This is a genomic window from Pseudomonadota bacterium, from assembly GCA_041395565.1.
Lineage (GTDB): Bacteria > Pseudomonadota > Gammaproteobacteria > UBA9214 > UBA9214 > UBA9214.
In genome coordinates this window covers 19,683-34,307 of record JAWLAI010000004.1, presented here as the reverse complement: position 1 = coordinate 34,307, position 14,625 = coordinate 19,683, and the positions used below count along the sequence as shown (strand labels likewise).

Here is a 14,625-nt window from a genome sequence, read left to right as displayed (position 1 = left end):
TATTTGTCGCAGCGAGACCGCGGGAGCGGCGCTACGCGCGCGGCCTCATGCCGTAGCGGGCAGGAATATCCTGACCTCGAGCCCGCCGAGACGGTCGGAGCGCCCGAGCTCCAGCGTGCCGCCATACTGGTCCACGATCTCGCGGACGATGGCGAGGCCGAGACCGTGGCCACTGGTCGATTCGTCGAGGCGCACGCCGCGTTCAAGCAGGCGCTGCCGCTGCTGCGCATCGATCCCGGGCCCGTCATCCGCCACCGCTAGCGTCAGCCCCGCATCCCAGGCCGCCGTCACCTCGATCCGGTGCCCTGCCCATTTGGCGGCGTTGTCCAGCAGGTTGCCCAGCAGTTCCAGCATGTCCTCGCGGTCGCCGTAGCGCAGCTCCCGCCCGCCCAGTTCCAGCACGAACTCCAGCCGCCTGTCGGCATGGACCTTCTGCAGCAGGCCCACGATATCCGGCAGCTCCCGGTTCAGGTGGCACAGGCGGCCGCCGGAGGCCGGGCCGGCCAGCCGTGCGCGCTTGAGCTCGCGGTCGATGATGGACTGGATCAGGGCGAGTGCTGCACGCGTCTCCTGCAGGCATTCGGCATCCAGCCGCTGGCTGTTCTGTTCGAGATACTGGCGCAGCACTGCCAGCGGCGTCTTCAGCGCATGGGCGAGGTTGCCCAGCGCATGGCGGGAACGGACCAGGCGCTGCTGCATCAGCACCACCAGGCGGTTGATCTCGCTCACCAGCGGCCGGACCTCGGCCGGCACCCGTTCCGAGAGGCGCTCGATGGCGCCCTCCTCCAGCAGGCGGGTCTCGTGCCGCACCGTCTCCAGCGGCGCCAGGCTCAGGCGCACGATGGTGCGCTGCACCAGCACCAGTATCGCTACCAGCAGCAGCGCCACCAGTCCGAAGCGGAGCCGGAAGCGGTTGATATGCTTGTTCAGCTCGGTCAGTTCCTCGCCGATGGCGAGACTGAACGGATGGCCGGCGCGTTCGTAGTGCGCGACCCATACCAGCAGCGGCTGGTCCTCCGGCCCGCGGATGCGGAGCAGGGTCTTCTGCGGCTGCGCCTCGAGTGCGAAGCCGAAGTTGCCGCTGCCGAGCGATCCGGACTTGAGACTGTAGCCATTTGAGTTGATCTGGAAATAGTGACCGGAACCGGCGCGCAGGTAGATCGGGGCGACGTAGTCCGGATCCAGTTCGGGGATGCCCGCGGAGTCGAAACGCAATCCCGACACCAGCGCCTCGGCATCGTGCGCGAGCCGCGTCGCGATGTAGTCCTCGGTGAATCCGGCGGCGAACCGGCTGGTCACCAGCCAGTGCAGGCCGAACAGCAGGACCACGCTGGCCAGCAGCCACAGCAGCAGCCGGCGCTGGATGGACGTCACGGGCAGGGATCCCCGAACACGTAACCCTGGCCGCGCCGGGTCGTGATCAGTTCCTTGCCGATCTTACCGCGCAGGCGCGTGACATAGACCTCGATGACATTGCTGTCGCGCTCGTCATCGAACTCGTAGATGTGTTCTGCCAGGCGCGACTTGGACAGCACCTTGCCCGGATGCAGCATGAAGTAGCGCAGCAGACGGAACTCCGTGGCGGTCAGCTCGATCATGCTGCCATCGGCACGGCTGCAGGACTTGCGCTCCTCGTCCAGCGTGAGCCCGCAGGCCGTCAGCGTCCCCGTCGACTGCGTGACACTGCGGCGCACGACAGCACCGAGACGCGCCAGCAGTTCCTCGACGTGAAACGGCTTGGCGAGGTAATCGTCGGCCCCCGCCTTGAAGCCGTCGACCTTTTCATGCCAGGCATCGCGGGCGGTGAGGATGATCACCGGCGTGGCGATGGCATCCGCACGCCAGTGCGCGAGCACCTCGAGCCCAGGACGTCCCGGCAACCCGAGATCGAGAATGACCGCGTCGTAGGCCTCCTCGCGTCCGAGGTGTTCGGCGTCGACACCGTTGTCCGCCACGTCCACGGCGAATCCCTCCTGGCGCAGCCTGGCCTGCAGGGTGCGTGCCAACGCCGCATCGTCTTCAACCAGGAGGATTCGCACCGTCTCGCACTCCGTTCCATTCACCTGCCCGGCACATGGACCGGGATCGCCGCGGGAAGTTTCCCGCGGCAGCGCCGCGAAAGCCAGCGCGGGCGGCGCCGGGTGGCGACCCCGTCGTTGCGCGCCCGTCGCAACCGCACCGGGCGGAGGTCATTTCAGGAGCGGATGGTCCTGCGGCAGCTGGCGCGCCATCCACATGGCGAGGCGGTGACGCATCGACTGCTGCGACACCTGCTCCTCCGGCATGGGCGCGATGACCTTGTCATGCACCAGCAGGCGGTAGATGTACTCGATGCGTTCATTGAGCGAATCGGTCGGTTCGAATTTCACCACCCCGCGCTGTTCGCCGTATTGCATCCCGGCCTGCACGGCCGCCTTGACCAGTTCCGCCTCGTGCTTGAGTTTTTTCATGTATCGGCTCCCGGTAGCAACGGGGCCGGACACTGTTTCCAAGCCGTTGCTGCCGGAACGGATCCGACATCCCGGGAAATTGTATCCGACCTCTTTTCATACTAATGTCAGGTTACCATGAGATACGGTCAGCATAGCCGCCTGTGGCCCGCCCTGTTGCTTGCCTTGATGCTGGCGCTTGCGTGGTATCCGGCCGCGAACGAGCGCAACGCCATTGTGCTCGATATCGACGGCGCCATCGGCCCGGCTACCGCGGACTATTTCGCTCGCGGCCTGCAGACCGCACGCGAACACGCCGCCGCCATGGTGATCCTGCGCCTGGACACCCCGGGCGGACTCGACAGCGCCATGCGCGACATCGTCCAGGACATCCTGGTCTCCGCGCTGCCCGTGGTCGGTTACGTCACACCCGGCGGCGCCCGTGCCGCCAGCGCGGGGACCTATATCCTCTACGCCTGTCACGTCGCGGCAATGACGCCCGGCACCAATCTGGGTGCGGCCACGCCGGTCGAACTCGGGGCGCTACCGGATGCCGGGGATACGCCGCGCAAACAGGCGGCGGATGCGGAGCAGGCAGCGGAGGAACCGGCGGATGCCCTGCACCGCAAGCAGGTGAACGATGCGGTCGCCTACCTCCGCAGCCTGGCCCAGCTGCGCGGCCGCAACGCCGAGTGGGCCGAGCGCGCGGTGCGCGCTGCGGCCAGCCTCCCGGCGGCAGAGGCCCACGCACAGCAGGTCATCGATATCATTGCCACGGACCTGCCCGACCTGCTGCGGCAACTGCAGGGCCGCAGCGTGAACGTCTCGGGCAGCGCGCGCACCCTGGACACCCGGGGCCTAGTCACCGTGGTCATCGCACCGGACTGGCGCAGCCGCCTGCTCGGCGTCGTCACCGACCCGAACGTCGCCTACATCCTGATGTTGGTCGGTATCTACGGTCTGTTCTTCGAATTCGCCAACCCGGGCTATATCCTGCCCGGCGTCGCCGGCGCGATCAGCCTGCTGCTGGCCCTGTATGCCTTCCAGATCCTGCCGGTCAATTACGCGGGACTCGCGCTGCTCGGCCTCGGTCTGGTCTTCATGCTGGCCGAGGCGTTCGTGCCGAGCTTCGGCGCGCTCGGCATCGGCGGGATGATCGCTTTCGTCGCCGGTTCGGTGATCCTGTTCGACCGGGACAGTGCCGGCTATGCCATCTCCCTGCCGCTGATCCTGAGTCTGGCTATCGCCAGCGCGGGTTTCTTCCTGTTCGTCGTCGGCGCCGCCATCAAGTCACGCCGGCGTCCCGTGGTCAGCGGCCGCGAGGAAATGCTGCAGGCCACGGCCGAGGCGCTGGAAGATTTTCATGCCGGCCAGGGCCGCGTCCTGGTCCACGGCGAGCACTGGCGTGCGCGCTGCGCCGGGCCGGTGGCACGCGGCGAGCGCCTGCGCGTCGTCGCGATCGACGGACTGGAACTCGAGGTCCGCCCTGTCAACGAGGAGGTCTGAACCATGGGAATCCCCGGAATCTTCGCCGCACTGATCATCATCATTGCGGTGCTGCTGTACACCTTTCGAATCCTGCGCGAGTACGAGCGCGGCGTGATCTTCACGCTGGGCCGGTTCTGGAAGGTCAAGGGGCCCGGTCTGATCATCGTCATCCCGGTCGTCCAGCAGATGGTGAAGGTCGACCTGCGCACGGTGGTGATGGATGTGCCGAGCCAGGACGTGATCTCGCGCGACAACGTCTCCGTCAAGGTCAACGCGGTCATCTACTTCCGCGTGATCGATCCGCAGAAGTCCATCATCCAGGTCGAGGACTTCCTGGCCGCCACCAGCCAGCTGGCGCAGACTACGCTGCGTTCGGTCCTGGGACAGCACGATCTGGATGACGTGCTGGCCGAACGCGACAAGCTCAATGTCGATATCCAGACCATCCTCGACCGCCAGACCGATGCCTGGGGCATCAAGGTCGCGAACGTGGAAATCAAGCATGTCGATATCGACGAGAGCATGGTGCGCGCCATCGCGCGCCAGGCGGAGGCCGAACGCGAACGGCGCGCCAAGGTCATCCATGCCGAGGGCGAGCTGCAGGCGGCGGAGAAGCTGGTCGAAGCCGCGCGGCTGCTGAACCAGCAGCCGCAGTCACTGCAGCTGCGCTACCTGCAGACGCTGACCGAAATCGCCGGCGAGAAGAGTTCCACCATCGTGTTTCCCCTCCCGCTCGACAGCATCGGCCAGCTGTTCGGCACCCGGTCCGGCACGGACTGAGCCGATCAGCCGCCGTCCTCCGCTGCCGCCTCCGCGACGGGCGCTTGCTGCCGGCCCGCGTCCATCCGCCCTGCGCCCACACACAGGCAGCCGGCATGCCGCTGCAGGGACTGCGCGAGCCAGCCGCGCGTAGCGCGCCCGCCCGGTGTCTCGTCGTAGAGCCAGCGCGCGAAGGCACTCAGGTACAGCAGAGTCAGGCCGCTCTCGCCGGCAATGCGCCGCAGCCCGCGGCCATCCAGGCCGGCGACCTCGCGGAACCACTGCACGGTGCGGCTGATGCGCGCCAGGCCGGGCAATTGCAGGTGCAGATGGCCGGGTTCGAGTTTGTAGGCCAGCATGCCGCGGGTCAGGCGCCGGTGCGGCGCGAGGGCATCCAGCCACGCCATCATGACCCGCTCCAGCCGCCCGGTCGCGGGCAGCGCGGCGAATCCCGGCGTGTCGCGTTCCAGCAGTGCGGCACGATCGGCGCAATCGAACCACGCCTCCGCCAGATCGTCCTTCTGTGCGTAGCAGGCCAGGACATCGGCGAGGGGAATACCCATGGCATCGGCCACCTGATGCAGGCGCAGCGCCTCCCACGAATCCTGCGCCTCGGCCAGTGCCAGCGCCTGGTCGAGGATGCGACCGGCGAGTTGCGAACTTGCCGCTGCCTGCCGCGGCATGACGCTCACTCCGGCTCGACCGGTGGCGGCATACGGGCGGCGACGAGCCGGCATGCCTCGTCGTGCATGGCAGCAACATAGGCGTCGAATCCCGCCGCCTGGTCGACATCCGCCGCGCTCAGCCCGCAATGGTCCAGCGCCATATTGAAATCCTTCTGGTATTCCAGACGATCCCAGTCGACGTCGACCGCCTCGACCGGTTTGTGAAAGCGGTCGACGAACACCGTCGCGGCCGAGCGCGCCAGCCGGCACAACACCTCCGGGAAGGCGCTGCCAGCAACCAGCAGCGGCGCCTCACGCTCTTCCGGCCGCGCGCCGGTTACCCAGGCACCGAGCCGGACCGGGAGCTGTCCGAGCGCCGTCACTTCCGCCCCCAGGGCCCGGTCAGAGAGAGCAGCGCCCCTGCCATTGTCCGACAGCCGGACCGGAACCCCGTGCCGGAATTCCACGTCATAACCACTCGGCAGTCGGTGCCAGCCATTGCGGATCCGTACGGTCATCCGTCACCTCCTCTCCCTGACATCCGACACTGCGCGCAGGGGAACGCATCTGGTCGCATCCACCACATAGAGTGTAGAACACGCCCGGCATCACCGCGCACGGCACGCCGGGTCAGCTCAACCGCGCGGCAACATGTTGACTCACTGCGCGTCATGCGTCTGACGGCCACACCCAACTGCACACCGCGGACACACAGGCAACCGTTCAAGTTCGCGAGGCCCGCACCGAGTAACGCAAGCCGGCCGCGGCGGCGGCCGTGCTGTTGCAGCCGCCGGCGTTCGTGTAGATTGCGGCCAGGACCTGCCAGGGAGAGACCATGCCGAACCGACGCAACCGCTTGCTCGTCCCAACCATCGTTGTCCTGCTTCTCCTGCTGCCCACGGCCACGCTCTGTCCGGCCGCCGCAGCCGAGACGCCCAACGACCTGGAGGCCTGGTCGGACTGGGTGCTGCGGGACGTGCAGGACTATGGCTGCCCCGCGCTCTATAACGCACCCGGGCGCCGCTGCAGCTTCCCCGGGCGCCTCGCGCTGGAGCTCGATGGCAGTGGCGGCACGTTCAGCCAGTCCTGGCAGCTCGCACGGGAGTCGCGGGTCACGCTGCCCGGTGACCGCGACCACTGGCCGCTCGAGATCACGGTCGACGACGCCCCCGTCGCCGTCGTCGAGCACCAGGGCCGCCCCGCGCTCACCTTGGGCCGCGGCCAGCACAGCGTGCAGGGCCGGTTCCGCTGGCAGCAGCTGCCGGCGGCGCTCGCCATCCCGGCCGATTCCGGTCTGGTGACACTACGCCTGGAGGGCAAACCGGTCGCCAGTCCCGATCTCCGCAACGGCCAACTCTGGCTCAGCGCTACCAGCGGCGGGACCGACGCGGTAGCGCGCGTGGACATCAAGGTCTTCCGCAAGCTCAGCGACACGGTACCGCTCGCGTTGACCACGCGCATCGAACTCGAGGTCTCCGGTGAGCAGCGGGAAATCACGCTCAGCGGCGCACTGCTTGGCGGCTTCGAACCCGTGGCGGTCCACAGCCAGTTGCCGGCACGGCTGGATGATGGCGGAATGCTGCGTCTGAAGCTGCGTGCCGGTCGCTGGGTGGTCAGCGTCGAAAGCCGGCTCAACCGCGCCATCCTGGCGCTCCAGACGGATGCCTACCCGGCGCCCTGGCCAGCCGAGGAACTCTGGGTATTCGAGGCACAGCCGCAACTGCGCATGCTCAGGATCATCAGCCCCGACAGCATCGATGCCAGCCAGAGCGCGTTGCCGCAGGAATGGAAGCCGCTGCCCGCCTACCGCATGCAGGCCGGCACCCCGCTGCGCTTCGAACAGACCCGCCGCGGCGACCCGGAAGCCGAACCGAACCAGCTGGTGCTGGCGCGCACCCTGTGGCTGGATTTCGCCGGTGAGGGTTATGCCGTCAGCGATCACATCAGTGGCACGCTCGCGCGCGGCTGGCGCATCAATGCCGCGCCTGGCCTGATCCCGGGCCAGGTCACGCTCGACGGACAACCGCAGCTGATCACCCGCGCCGCCGATGGCAGCATCGGCATCGAGGTGCGCCAGGGCAATCTCGCCCTGGCCGCGGACAGCCGCATCGAGGACTCGGTGCGTCATCTCTCCGCAGTCGGCTGGGATCACGATTTCAGCAAGGTCACCGCCAGCATCAACGTACCGCCCGGCTACCGCGTGCTCGCGATCAGCGGTGCGGATCAAGCGCCCACGACCTGGCTGAGCCGCTGGACACTGCTCGATTTCTTCATCGTCCTGATCAGCAGCATCGCACTGTCGAAGCTGTACGGGCGGCGCTGGGGCGCGCTCGGACTGGTCGGCCTGGCCGCGCTGTGGCATGAACCGGGCGCGCCGGCCTACATCTGGCTCAACCTCATCGTCACCCTGGCGCTGCTGCGCGCGGTGCATGGAACCCGTGTCCATGCCCTGGTGCGCAATTATCTGGTGCTGTCGGCCGTGGCGCTGCTGCTGCTGGCCCTGCCGTTCATGGTGGCGCAGGTGCGGGACGGCATCTACCCGCAGCTGGAACGCGCCTGGCAGGCCCTGGGCGACACCCCGGCGCAGCGGCAGCCGGGTGCGCCGCCGGCATCCCTGCAGCAAGCCATCACCGGCGCCCGCACCGAGACTGCGCAGGACCGCGTGAGCGGGCTCGCGTCCTCCGGCAAGCGCCTGGGCTCGGAGCCGGATGCCGGCTTCGACCGGCTGGTGCAGGACCCGGGTGCCAAGCTGCAGACCGGCGCCGGACTGCCGGAATGGACCTGGCGCGTGTATCCGGTCAGCTGGAACGGCCCGGTCACCAGGGACCAGTCGCTGTCCATTTACCTGATCGGTCCGGCAGCGAACCTGTTGTTCAACCTGTTACGGGTCGGCATGGTCCTGCTGCTGGGCTGGAAACTGCTGCGCACGCCGCTGCAGGGGCTGCTGGCCGGTACCCGCCACGGCACCGGCGCGGCCGCGCTCGCGCTGCTCGCCATTGGGCTCGCGACCAAGCCGGATGCCGGTCTCGCCGCCTACCCCCCGGAGGCACTGCTCACGGCGCTCAGGGAACGGCTGCTGGAGCCTGCCGACTGCCTGCCGCAGTGTGCCGAGCTCGAACGGCTGGCCATCCGCCTCGATGCCGGACAGGCCGAGTTCAGCCTGCGCGTGCATGCCGCCGCGAACGTCGCGCTGCCCTTGCCGGTACCGCTGAACGAATGGATGCCGTCGGCCGTGACCATCGACGGCACGCCCGCCACCGCCCTGTTCCGCGCGGGCAACGACGCGCTCTGGCTGTACGTCGAGGCCGGCGTACACACGGTGGTCATCCAGGGCCGCGTGTCCCACCTGAACGCCCTGCGGCTGGATTTCCCGCTGCCGCCGCATGCGCTGACGGTCGCGCTCCAGGGCTGGAGCAGCGAGGGAACGGGCGCGCCGCGTCCACGCTCCCTGTCGTTCACGCGTAACCGGACGCACGGCGACGCGGACGAATTCGACACCCGCTCCGAGATCCCCGTGTTCGCACGTGTAAGCCGCCACCTGCGCCTGGGACTGGACTGGCAGCTGGCCACCAGCGTGCAGCTGGAATCCGGCACCGCGTTGCCGGCCGTGCTGCGCATCCCGCTGCTCGAGGGCGAGGCGGTCATCACCGACGGCATCGAGGTCGAGGCTGGGCACGCCGTCATCACCCTGAGCGAATCCGCGCGAGCGGTCGGCTGGCACTCCACGCTCGCCCAGCGCGAGCACATGACGCTGACCGCCGCGCAGGATCGCGCCTGGTCGGAGGCATGGCGCCTGGAGGTGACGCCGATCTGGAACGTACGCCCGAGCGGCATCCCCGCCATCTATCACCAGCAGGCCGATGGCGAATGGCAGCCGCAGTGGCAACCCTGGCCGGGCGAGCAGGTGGAGTTGGCGATCACCCGACCGCAGGGTATCGAGGGCCAGACCCTGACCATCGATCGCAGCCGGCTGCTGCTCACGCCCGGCAGGCGCGTGACGGCGGCGGAGCTGGCTGTCTCCATTCGCAGCTCGCAGGGTCAGCAGCACACGCTCACCCTGCCAACCGGCGCGCGACTGGAATCGGTCACGATCAATGGCAGCGCCATGCCGGTCCGCCAGGACGGCCGCAGCGTGACCCTGCCGCTGCGGCCGGGCAATCAGGATATCGTCCTGCAGTGGCAGGAACCGCGCGGCAGCGCCTGGTGGTTCGCGAGCCCGGCGGTCGACCTCGGCAGCGCCAGCGTCAACAGCCGGACCACCGTCCGACCGGGCCACGACCGTTGGGTGCTGCTGACCGGCGGCATCCGCCAGGGGCCGGCCGTGCTGTTCTGGGGCGTGCTCATCGTGGTCGTGGTGCTCGCGCTACTGCTGGGACGCATCAAGGGCACGCCGCTGCACACAAGCTCCTGGATCCTGCTCGGGATCGGGCTGACGACCGTGACCCCGTTCATCGCCCTGCTGATCGCGGCCTGGATCTTCGCGCTGTATGCGCGCGGCCGCAGCCTCGGCCCGGACCATGCCGTGCGTTTCGATGCCATGCAGGTCGGCCTGGTGCTACTCACCCTGATCGCCCTGGCGGCACTGTTCGGCGCCGTGTCCAATGGCCTGCTCGGCAACCCGGAGATGCAGATCGCCGGCAACGGCTCCTCGCGCGGCACCCTGAACTGGTACCAGGACCGCATCGACAGCGTCCTGCCGCAAGCGTGGTTCGTGTCGCTGCCGGTACTCGCCTACCGGTTCCTGATGCTGGCCTGGTCGATGTGGCTGGCGTTCGCGCTGATCCGCTGGCTTAAGTGGGGCTGGAACTGTTTCGCACACGGCCGGCTGTGGCTGCCGCTGCGCCGCAGTGTCCGCCACCCGGACGGCGGCAGTCCCCCCGCATAGCGCCGCCGATCGGGTACACTCGGCACCGTCCGCGCAACGCAAGCCGCCGCACGCACGCGCATCTGACTCGGAGGGGAGCCCAACCGCCATGTGTCACCCCGCCCCCGGGGACGCCGGGACATGCTAGCCGCATACGGCCGCCGGGCACGGCGCTGGCTGCTGCCCATCTGCCTGCTGCCGGGGCTGTGCGGCTGCGAGCACGGCGCTCCGGGGACCGCCGCCACGCAGCCCGACGCGCAGGCCATCGCCCTGAACAACCGCGGCGTGGGCCTGATGGGCCGCTTCGACTACCCGGCCGCGCTGCAGGTCTTCGAACAGCTAGCACGGCGGTTTCCGCGCGTGGGCCTGTTCCGCTTCAACCAGGCCGTGGCGCTGATGAACCGGCAGCTCGAAGGGGACGAAACGACGGCCCGCGCGGCTTTCGACGCCCTGCTCGTGCAACAGCCGGACGACCTGCGGGCACGCTACTGTGCGGGCCTGCTGGAGTTCCGGCGCGGCGCACTGGAAGTCGCCGCCGGTCACCTGCAGGCCGTGCTCGCGGCCGACCCGCACGATGCCTACGCGGCCTATTTCCTGGCGCAGTCCCTGCAGCAGCGCGGCGACGCGGACGCGGCGCTGACCTGGTACCGGCGCGTGGTGGAGTCCGACCCCTACCTGCGCAGCGCCTATTACGCCCTGGCACAGATCTACCGCCAGCGCGGCGCTGCGGACGCTGCGGGACAGGCGCTCGCCCGCTACACGCAGCTCGCCGACAACCCGCGGGCCCGGCTCATCGAGTTCAAGTACACCCGCATGGGCCCCCTGTGCGAGGCCGCCCCGTGGGAGACGGGCACGGCAACGCGCGCCACGGCGCCCGCGGGCGCGTTGTTCGCCGCGCCGGTCCCCGCACTGCCGCTGCGGGCCGGGAGTGCCGCGCCGAACCTGACCGTTGCCGATATCGATGCCGACGGCCAGGCCGACCTGTTCATCGCCGGTGCCGCGGCCACGGCAGACACCTACAACACGGTGCTGCACGGCCGTGCCGACGGCAGTTTCACGGTCATGACGGACCACCCGCTCGCGTCGGTCAGGGATGTCAATGCCGCACTGTGGGGCGATATCGACAACGACGGACATACCGATGTCTACTTCTGCCGGCGCGGACCGAACGCGCTCTGGCAACAGCGCGCCGACGGCGGCTGGCACGACGCCACCGCCGCGACCGGCACCGCCGCTGGCGGCCAGGATACCGTGGACGGCGCGATGTTCGACGCCGACCACGACGGCGACCTCGACCTGTTCCTGGTCAACGCCGACGGCCCCGACGAACTGCTCAACAACAACCTCGACGGCAGTTTCCGGCCGCTGGCCGCGGCACACGGGCTGGCCGGCGCGCGGCCCGACAGCCGTGCAGTGCTCCTGCTGGATCTCGACAACGACCGCGACACCGACCTGATCGTCCTGCACGCCACGCCGCCGCACGCCGTCTATGTCAACGCGCTGGGCTGGGATTACCACCCCGCCGACCCGGCGGGCGCCTTCATCGCTACCCCCATCGCAGCCGCGGTCGCCGGCGACAACGATGCCGACGGCCTGCCGGAACTCTACACGCTCGCTGACGATGGCAGCGTGACGCGCTGGACAATCCCGGCAACCGGCGACTGGCGGCCACAACCGCTCGGCACGGTGCCGACCTCGGCGCGGCCGCGGCTGGAACTGCGCGACGTCGACGGCGACGGACAAGGCGAGCTGCTGGTCGCGCAGGCTGCCGGCTGGGCCGTGTACGCGCTGCGCGGCGACACGCTCGTGCAACTGTTCAGCGCAACCGGGCCGCAGGTGGCCTGGGCGAGCGTGGTGAGCGACATCGCGCGCGGACCCGCCGTGGCCGCGCTGGGCACCGATACGGCGCTGCGGGTGTGGCCGCCGGGCGCGGGACGCTTCACCTTCATCGGCCTGGCGCCGACCGGCCGCGACGATGCCGGCGCAACCATGCGCTCCAATGCCTCGGGCATCGGCACGCGGCTGGCGCTGCGCAGCGGCACGCGCTGGATCCTCACCGACACCTGGCGCCGGCATTCGGGGCCCGGCCAGGACCTGCAGCCGGTGGTGACTGGACTGGGTGGCGCGCCGGGGCTCGATTTCGTCGCGCTCACCTGGTCGGACGGCGTGCTGCAGACCGAGCTGGCGCTTGCGGCCGGCCAGCTGCATCCGCTCATCGAGACCGAGCGACAGCTCTCCAGCTGCCCGGTGTTGTTCGCCTGGGACGGCACGCAGTACGCCTTCGTCAGCGATCTGCTGGGTGGGCGGACTGGGTTACCTCGTCGCTCCCGGCGTGTACGCGCCACCGCGCCCGCACGAGAATTTCCTGCTGCCGGCCGGGCTGCCGGTCGCGCGCGCGGGGCGTTACGAACTCAGGATCGGCGAACCCATGGAGGAGGCGGCCTACCTCGATGCCGTGCGCCTGATCGCCTGGGACCTGCCACCGGGCTGGGACCTGGTGCTGGACGAGCGGATGGCCAGCGCCGACCCGGTCCCGAGCGGCGCCGCCGTGTTCTACCGCCACGAACAGCTGCCGGTGCGCGCCACGACCGGCGACGGCAGCGATGTCACGCCGCAGGTCGCCGCCGCCGATCGGGTGGCCGCCCCGGTCGGCACGCTCGATTCCCGCTTCATCGGCCGGCTGGCGCACGAGCAGGTGCTGACCCTGGAATTCGCGCAACCGCTGGCCGCTGCCGACCCGGTCCTGGTGCTCGACGGCTGGGTCGAGTATCCCTACTCCCAGACCATGTTCGCCGCCTGGCAGGCCGGCGCCGACTACCGCGCCCCGACGCTCGCGGCGCGCGGCGCCGACGGTCGCTGGCACACGGTACTGGCGGAGTTCGGCTATCCCGCCGGCATGCCGCGGCGCATGTCCGTGCCGTTGGCCGGTCTGCCGGAGGGCACCACCGCGCTGCGCCTGACCACGAACCAGGAGATCTACTGGGACCGGGCCGCGGTCGTGCAGGCCGAAGCCCTGCCCGCTGCGCGCCGCACGGCACTGCCGCTGTTGGAGGCGCGGCTGGCCGAGTCCGGGTTCGCGCGGCGCACGACCGGACCGCAGCGCCAGCCGCACTACGATTACGCCCAGCGCAGCCCGCTGTGGGACACCCGCCATATGGCCGGCCATTACACCGCGTTCGGCCCCGCCACCGAACTGCTGGCCGCACGCGACGACGCCACCGCCATCATCGGCCCCGGCGAGGAAGTGCAGCTCGCGTTCGGCGGCGACCTGCCAGCGCTGGCGGCAGGCTGGACGCGCCGTTTCGTGGTCGAGGCCGAGGGCTGGGCCAAGGACATGGACCTCTACACGGCGCACGGCACGACCCTGGAGCCGCTACCCGCTTCCGGCCGTGATCTCACGGTGCGCGACGCGCTGCACGCGCGCTACAACACGCGCTACCGTGCGGGGCCGTAACACAAGCCGACGCTGTCGGCTGCTAGCGGACGGCAGCTTGCCCGGCCCGCACACCGGATCCGCACGCGCTCGGCGCATGGCGTGACGGCGGTATTCACCCCGGCTGAACCGGACGCCATGCAGATCGGAAAATGGAAATCACCGGCGCTGCTGTTGCTCGCACTGTTCGCGCTGTTCATGGTCAACGATTACGGGCTCGCCAGGCGGCTGGTACACAATCACTACATCAAGCCGCAAAACAGTCTCTACACGTAACCGGTGTCCGTGGTCGACAAGATCAAATGGGCGTACCTGCAGGATGGTGAAGTCATTGTCTGCATCTACGGGAACATCAAGGCAAAGCCGGCGCCGCAAGCCGGCTTCACGACCATCTCCACTTACAGGCAGGCAGGGCGGGCGGTGCCGGAACTGGCAGATTCCTCTGCCACGTTTCTCGCGAGTTTCAAGCAGGAACTGGCCAGCCGGGAGCAATGGAACAATTGGGCCGATACGATCATCATACCGGCTGCGACGATCATGCCGGAGTGCGGCAATAACGCAGCAGCGGCGCGAATACCGGTCTTCGATATTGCCGGCGACCTGCGCGCATGGCTTGCGCAAAACCGGCAGGATCAGGATTTCCTCTACAACGGTTTCACTGTTCCCCGTGCCGGTCTGTCCCGCCGGGTAGGCAGCCATTATGGGCTCGTTCGCGACCAGGTGGGTGCGCGGCTGGAATATCCGTTTGCACTGAAGATACAAACCAGCATCGAGCGCAACGACGCTGATCTGCTGTTAGGCATCCTGCTGTACCCGGTTGCCATTGTCGTCGATCTCGTGACAGCGCCCTTGCAATTCGTGGTATTGCATCTTCCCTGGGGATAGTTCCAGGTTCGAACATCCAAGCGGCGTACACCTGGCGGAGCTTCCTGCAGCCGCGACCGGTTGCCTGCAGTCAAATCTGCGGGCACAGCCTGGACCGGCGCC

The 14,625-nt window shown here is 68.9% G+C and carries 13 protein-coding genes; 6 read left to right on the top strand and 7 right to left on the bottom strand.

Annotation, left to right across the window (positions count from 1 at the left end):
* Nucleotides 1-45 precede the first annotated feature (45 nt).
* From R3F42_05995 to R3F42_05985, 3 genes are all read right to left on the bottom strand, one after another.
* On the bottom strand, nucleotides 46-1,374 hold the full coding sequence (locus R3F42_05995) for a sensor histidine kinase (GenBank protein ID MEZ5541580.1): 1,329 nt from the start codon (nucleotides 1,372-1,374) through the stop codon (nucleotides 46-48).
* Nucleotides 1,371-2,039, bottom strand: coding sequence for a response regulator transcription factor (locus tag R3F42_05990; protein MEZ5541579.1), 669 nt, complete (start codon nucleotides 2,037-2,039; stop codon nucleotides 1,371-1,373). Before R3F42_05990 ends, R3F42_05995 begins: the two co-directional genes overlap by 4 nt.
* A gap of 150 nt (nucleotides 2,040-2,189) precedes the next feature.
* Complete coding sequence (locus R3F42_05985; GenBank protein MEZ5541578.1) at nucleotides 2,190-2,450, bottom strand: DUF5062 family protein; 261 nt, start codon at nucleotides 2,448-2,450, stop codon at nucleotides 2,190-2,192.
* 117 nt (nucleotides 2,451-2,567) lie between these two features.
* On the opposite strand from R3F42_05985, the gene R3F42_05980 reads away from it, so the two are divergent.
* Together R3F42_05980 and R3F42_05975 are read left to right on the top strand one after the other, a co-directional pair.
* Entirely contained in the window at nucleotides 2,568-3,935 is a 1,368-nt protein-coding gene (locus R3F42_05980) for a nodulation protein NfeD (protein MEZ5541577.1), read from the top strand.
* Nucleotides 3,936-3,938: 3 nt separating this feature from the next.
* Nucleotides 3,939-4,697, top strand: a complete 759-nt coding sequence (locus R3F42_05975; GenBank protein ID MEZ5541576.1) for a slipin family protein — start codon at nucleotides 3,939-3,941, stop codon at nucleotides 4,695-4,697.
* 5 nt (nucleotides 4,698-4,702) lie between these two features.
* On the opposite strand, the gene R3F42_05970 is transcribed toward R3F42_05975, so the two are convergent.
* Nucleotides 4,703-5,359: a TetR/AcrR family transcriptional regulator gene (locus R3F42_05970; GenBank protein ID MEZ5541575.1), complete on the bottom strand. Its 657-nt coding sequence runs from the start codon at nucleotides 5,357-5,359 to the stop codon at nucleotides 4,703-4,705.
* Between the two features lie 5 nt (nucleotides 5,360-5,364).
* Nucleotides 5,365-5,859, bottom strand: coding sequence for a hypothetical protein (locus tag R3F42_05965; protein ID MEZ5541574.1), 495 nt, complete (start codon nucleotides 5,857-5,859; stop codon nucleotides 5,365-5,367).
* A 317-nt stretch (nucleotides 5,860-6,176) separates the two neighbouring features.
* Between R3F42_05965 and R3F42_05960 the strand changes: the two genes are divergently transcribed.
* The gene (locus R3F42_05960) at nucleotides 6,177-10,226 is read left to right on the top strand and encodes a hypothetical protein (GenBank protein MEZ5541573.1); all 4,050 of its coding nucleotides are present in this window, start codon (nucleotides 6,177-6,179) and stop codon (nucleotides 10,224-10,226) included.
* Nucleotides 10,227-10,544: 318 nt separating this feature from the next.
* Here the strand turns inward: R3F42_05960 and R3F42_05955 are convergent, their stop codons facing one another.
* Together R3F42_05955 and R3F42_05950 are read right to left on the bottom strand one after the other, a co-directional pair.
* On the bottom strand, nucleotides 10,545-11,672 hold the full coding sequence (locus tag R3F42_05955) for a hypothetical protein (GenBank protein ID MEZ5541572.1): 1,128 nt from the start codon (nucleotides 11,670-11,672) through the stop codon (nucleotides 10,545-10,547).
* A 137-nt stretch (nucleotides 11,673-11,809) separates the two neighbouring features.
* Nucleotides 11,810-12,247, bottom strand: coding sequence for a hypothetical protein (locus R3F42_05950; GenBank protein MEZ5541571.1), 438 nt, complete (start codon nucleotides 12,245-12,247; stop codon nucleotides 11,810-11,812).
* 257 nt (nucleotides 12,248-12,504) lie between these two features.
* Here R3F42_05950 and R3F42_05945 point away from each other — a divergent pair, with 257 nt between their 5' ends.
* The 3 genes from R3F42_05945 (at nucleotide 12,505) to R3F42_05935 (ending at nucleotide 14,523) form a co-directional block, all read left to right on the top strand.
* Nucleotides 12,505-13,659 carry a hypothetical protein gene (locus R3F42_05945; protein ID MEZ5541570.1) on the top strand — a complete coding sequence of 385 codons (1,155 nt, stop codon included), beginning with the start codon at nucleotides 12,505-12,507 and terminating at the stop codon, nucleotides 13,657-13,659.
* Nucleotides 13,660-13,776: 117 nt separating this feature from the next.
* Nucleotides 13,777-13,914 carry a hypothetical protein gene (locus tag R3F42_05940; protein MEZ5541569.1) on the top strand — a complete coding sequence of 46 codons (138 nt, stop codon included), beginning with the start codon at nucleotides 13,777-13,779 and terminating at the stop codon, nucleotides 13,912-13,914.
* Nucleotides 13,915-13,923: 9 nt separating this feature from the next.
* Nucleotides 13,924-14,523 (top strand): hypothetical protein, encoded by a 600-nt coding sequence (locus R3F42_05935; protein ID MEZ5541568.1) that lies wholly within the window; start codon nucleotides 13,924-13,926, stop codon nucleotides 14,521-14,523.
* The last annotated feature ends 102 nt before the right edge of the window (nucleotides 14,524-14,625 follow it).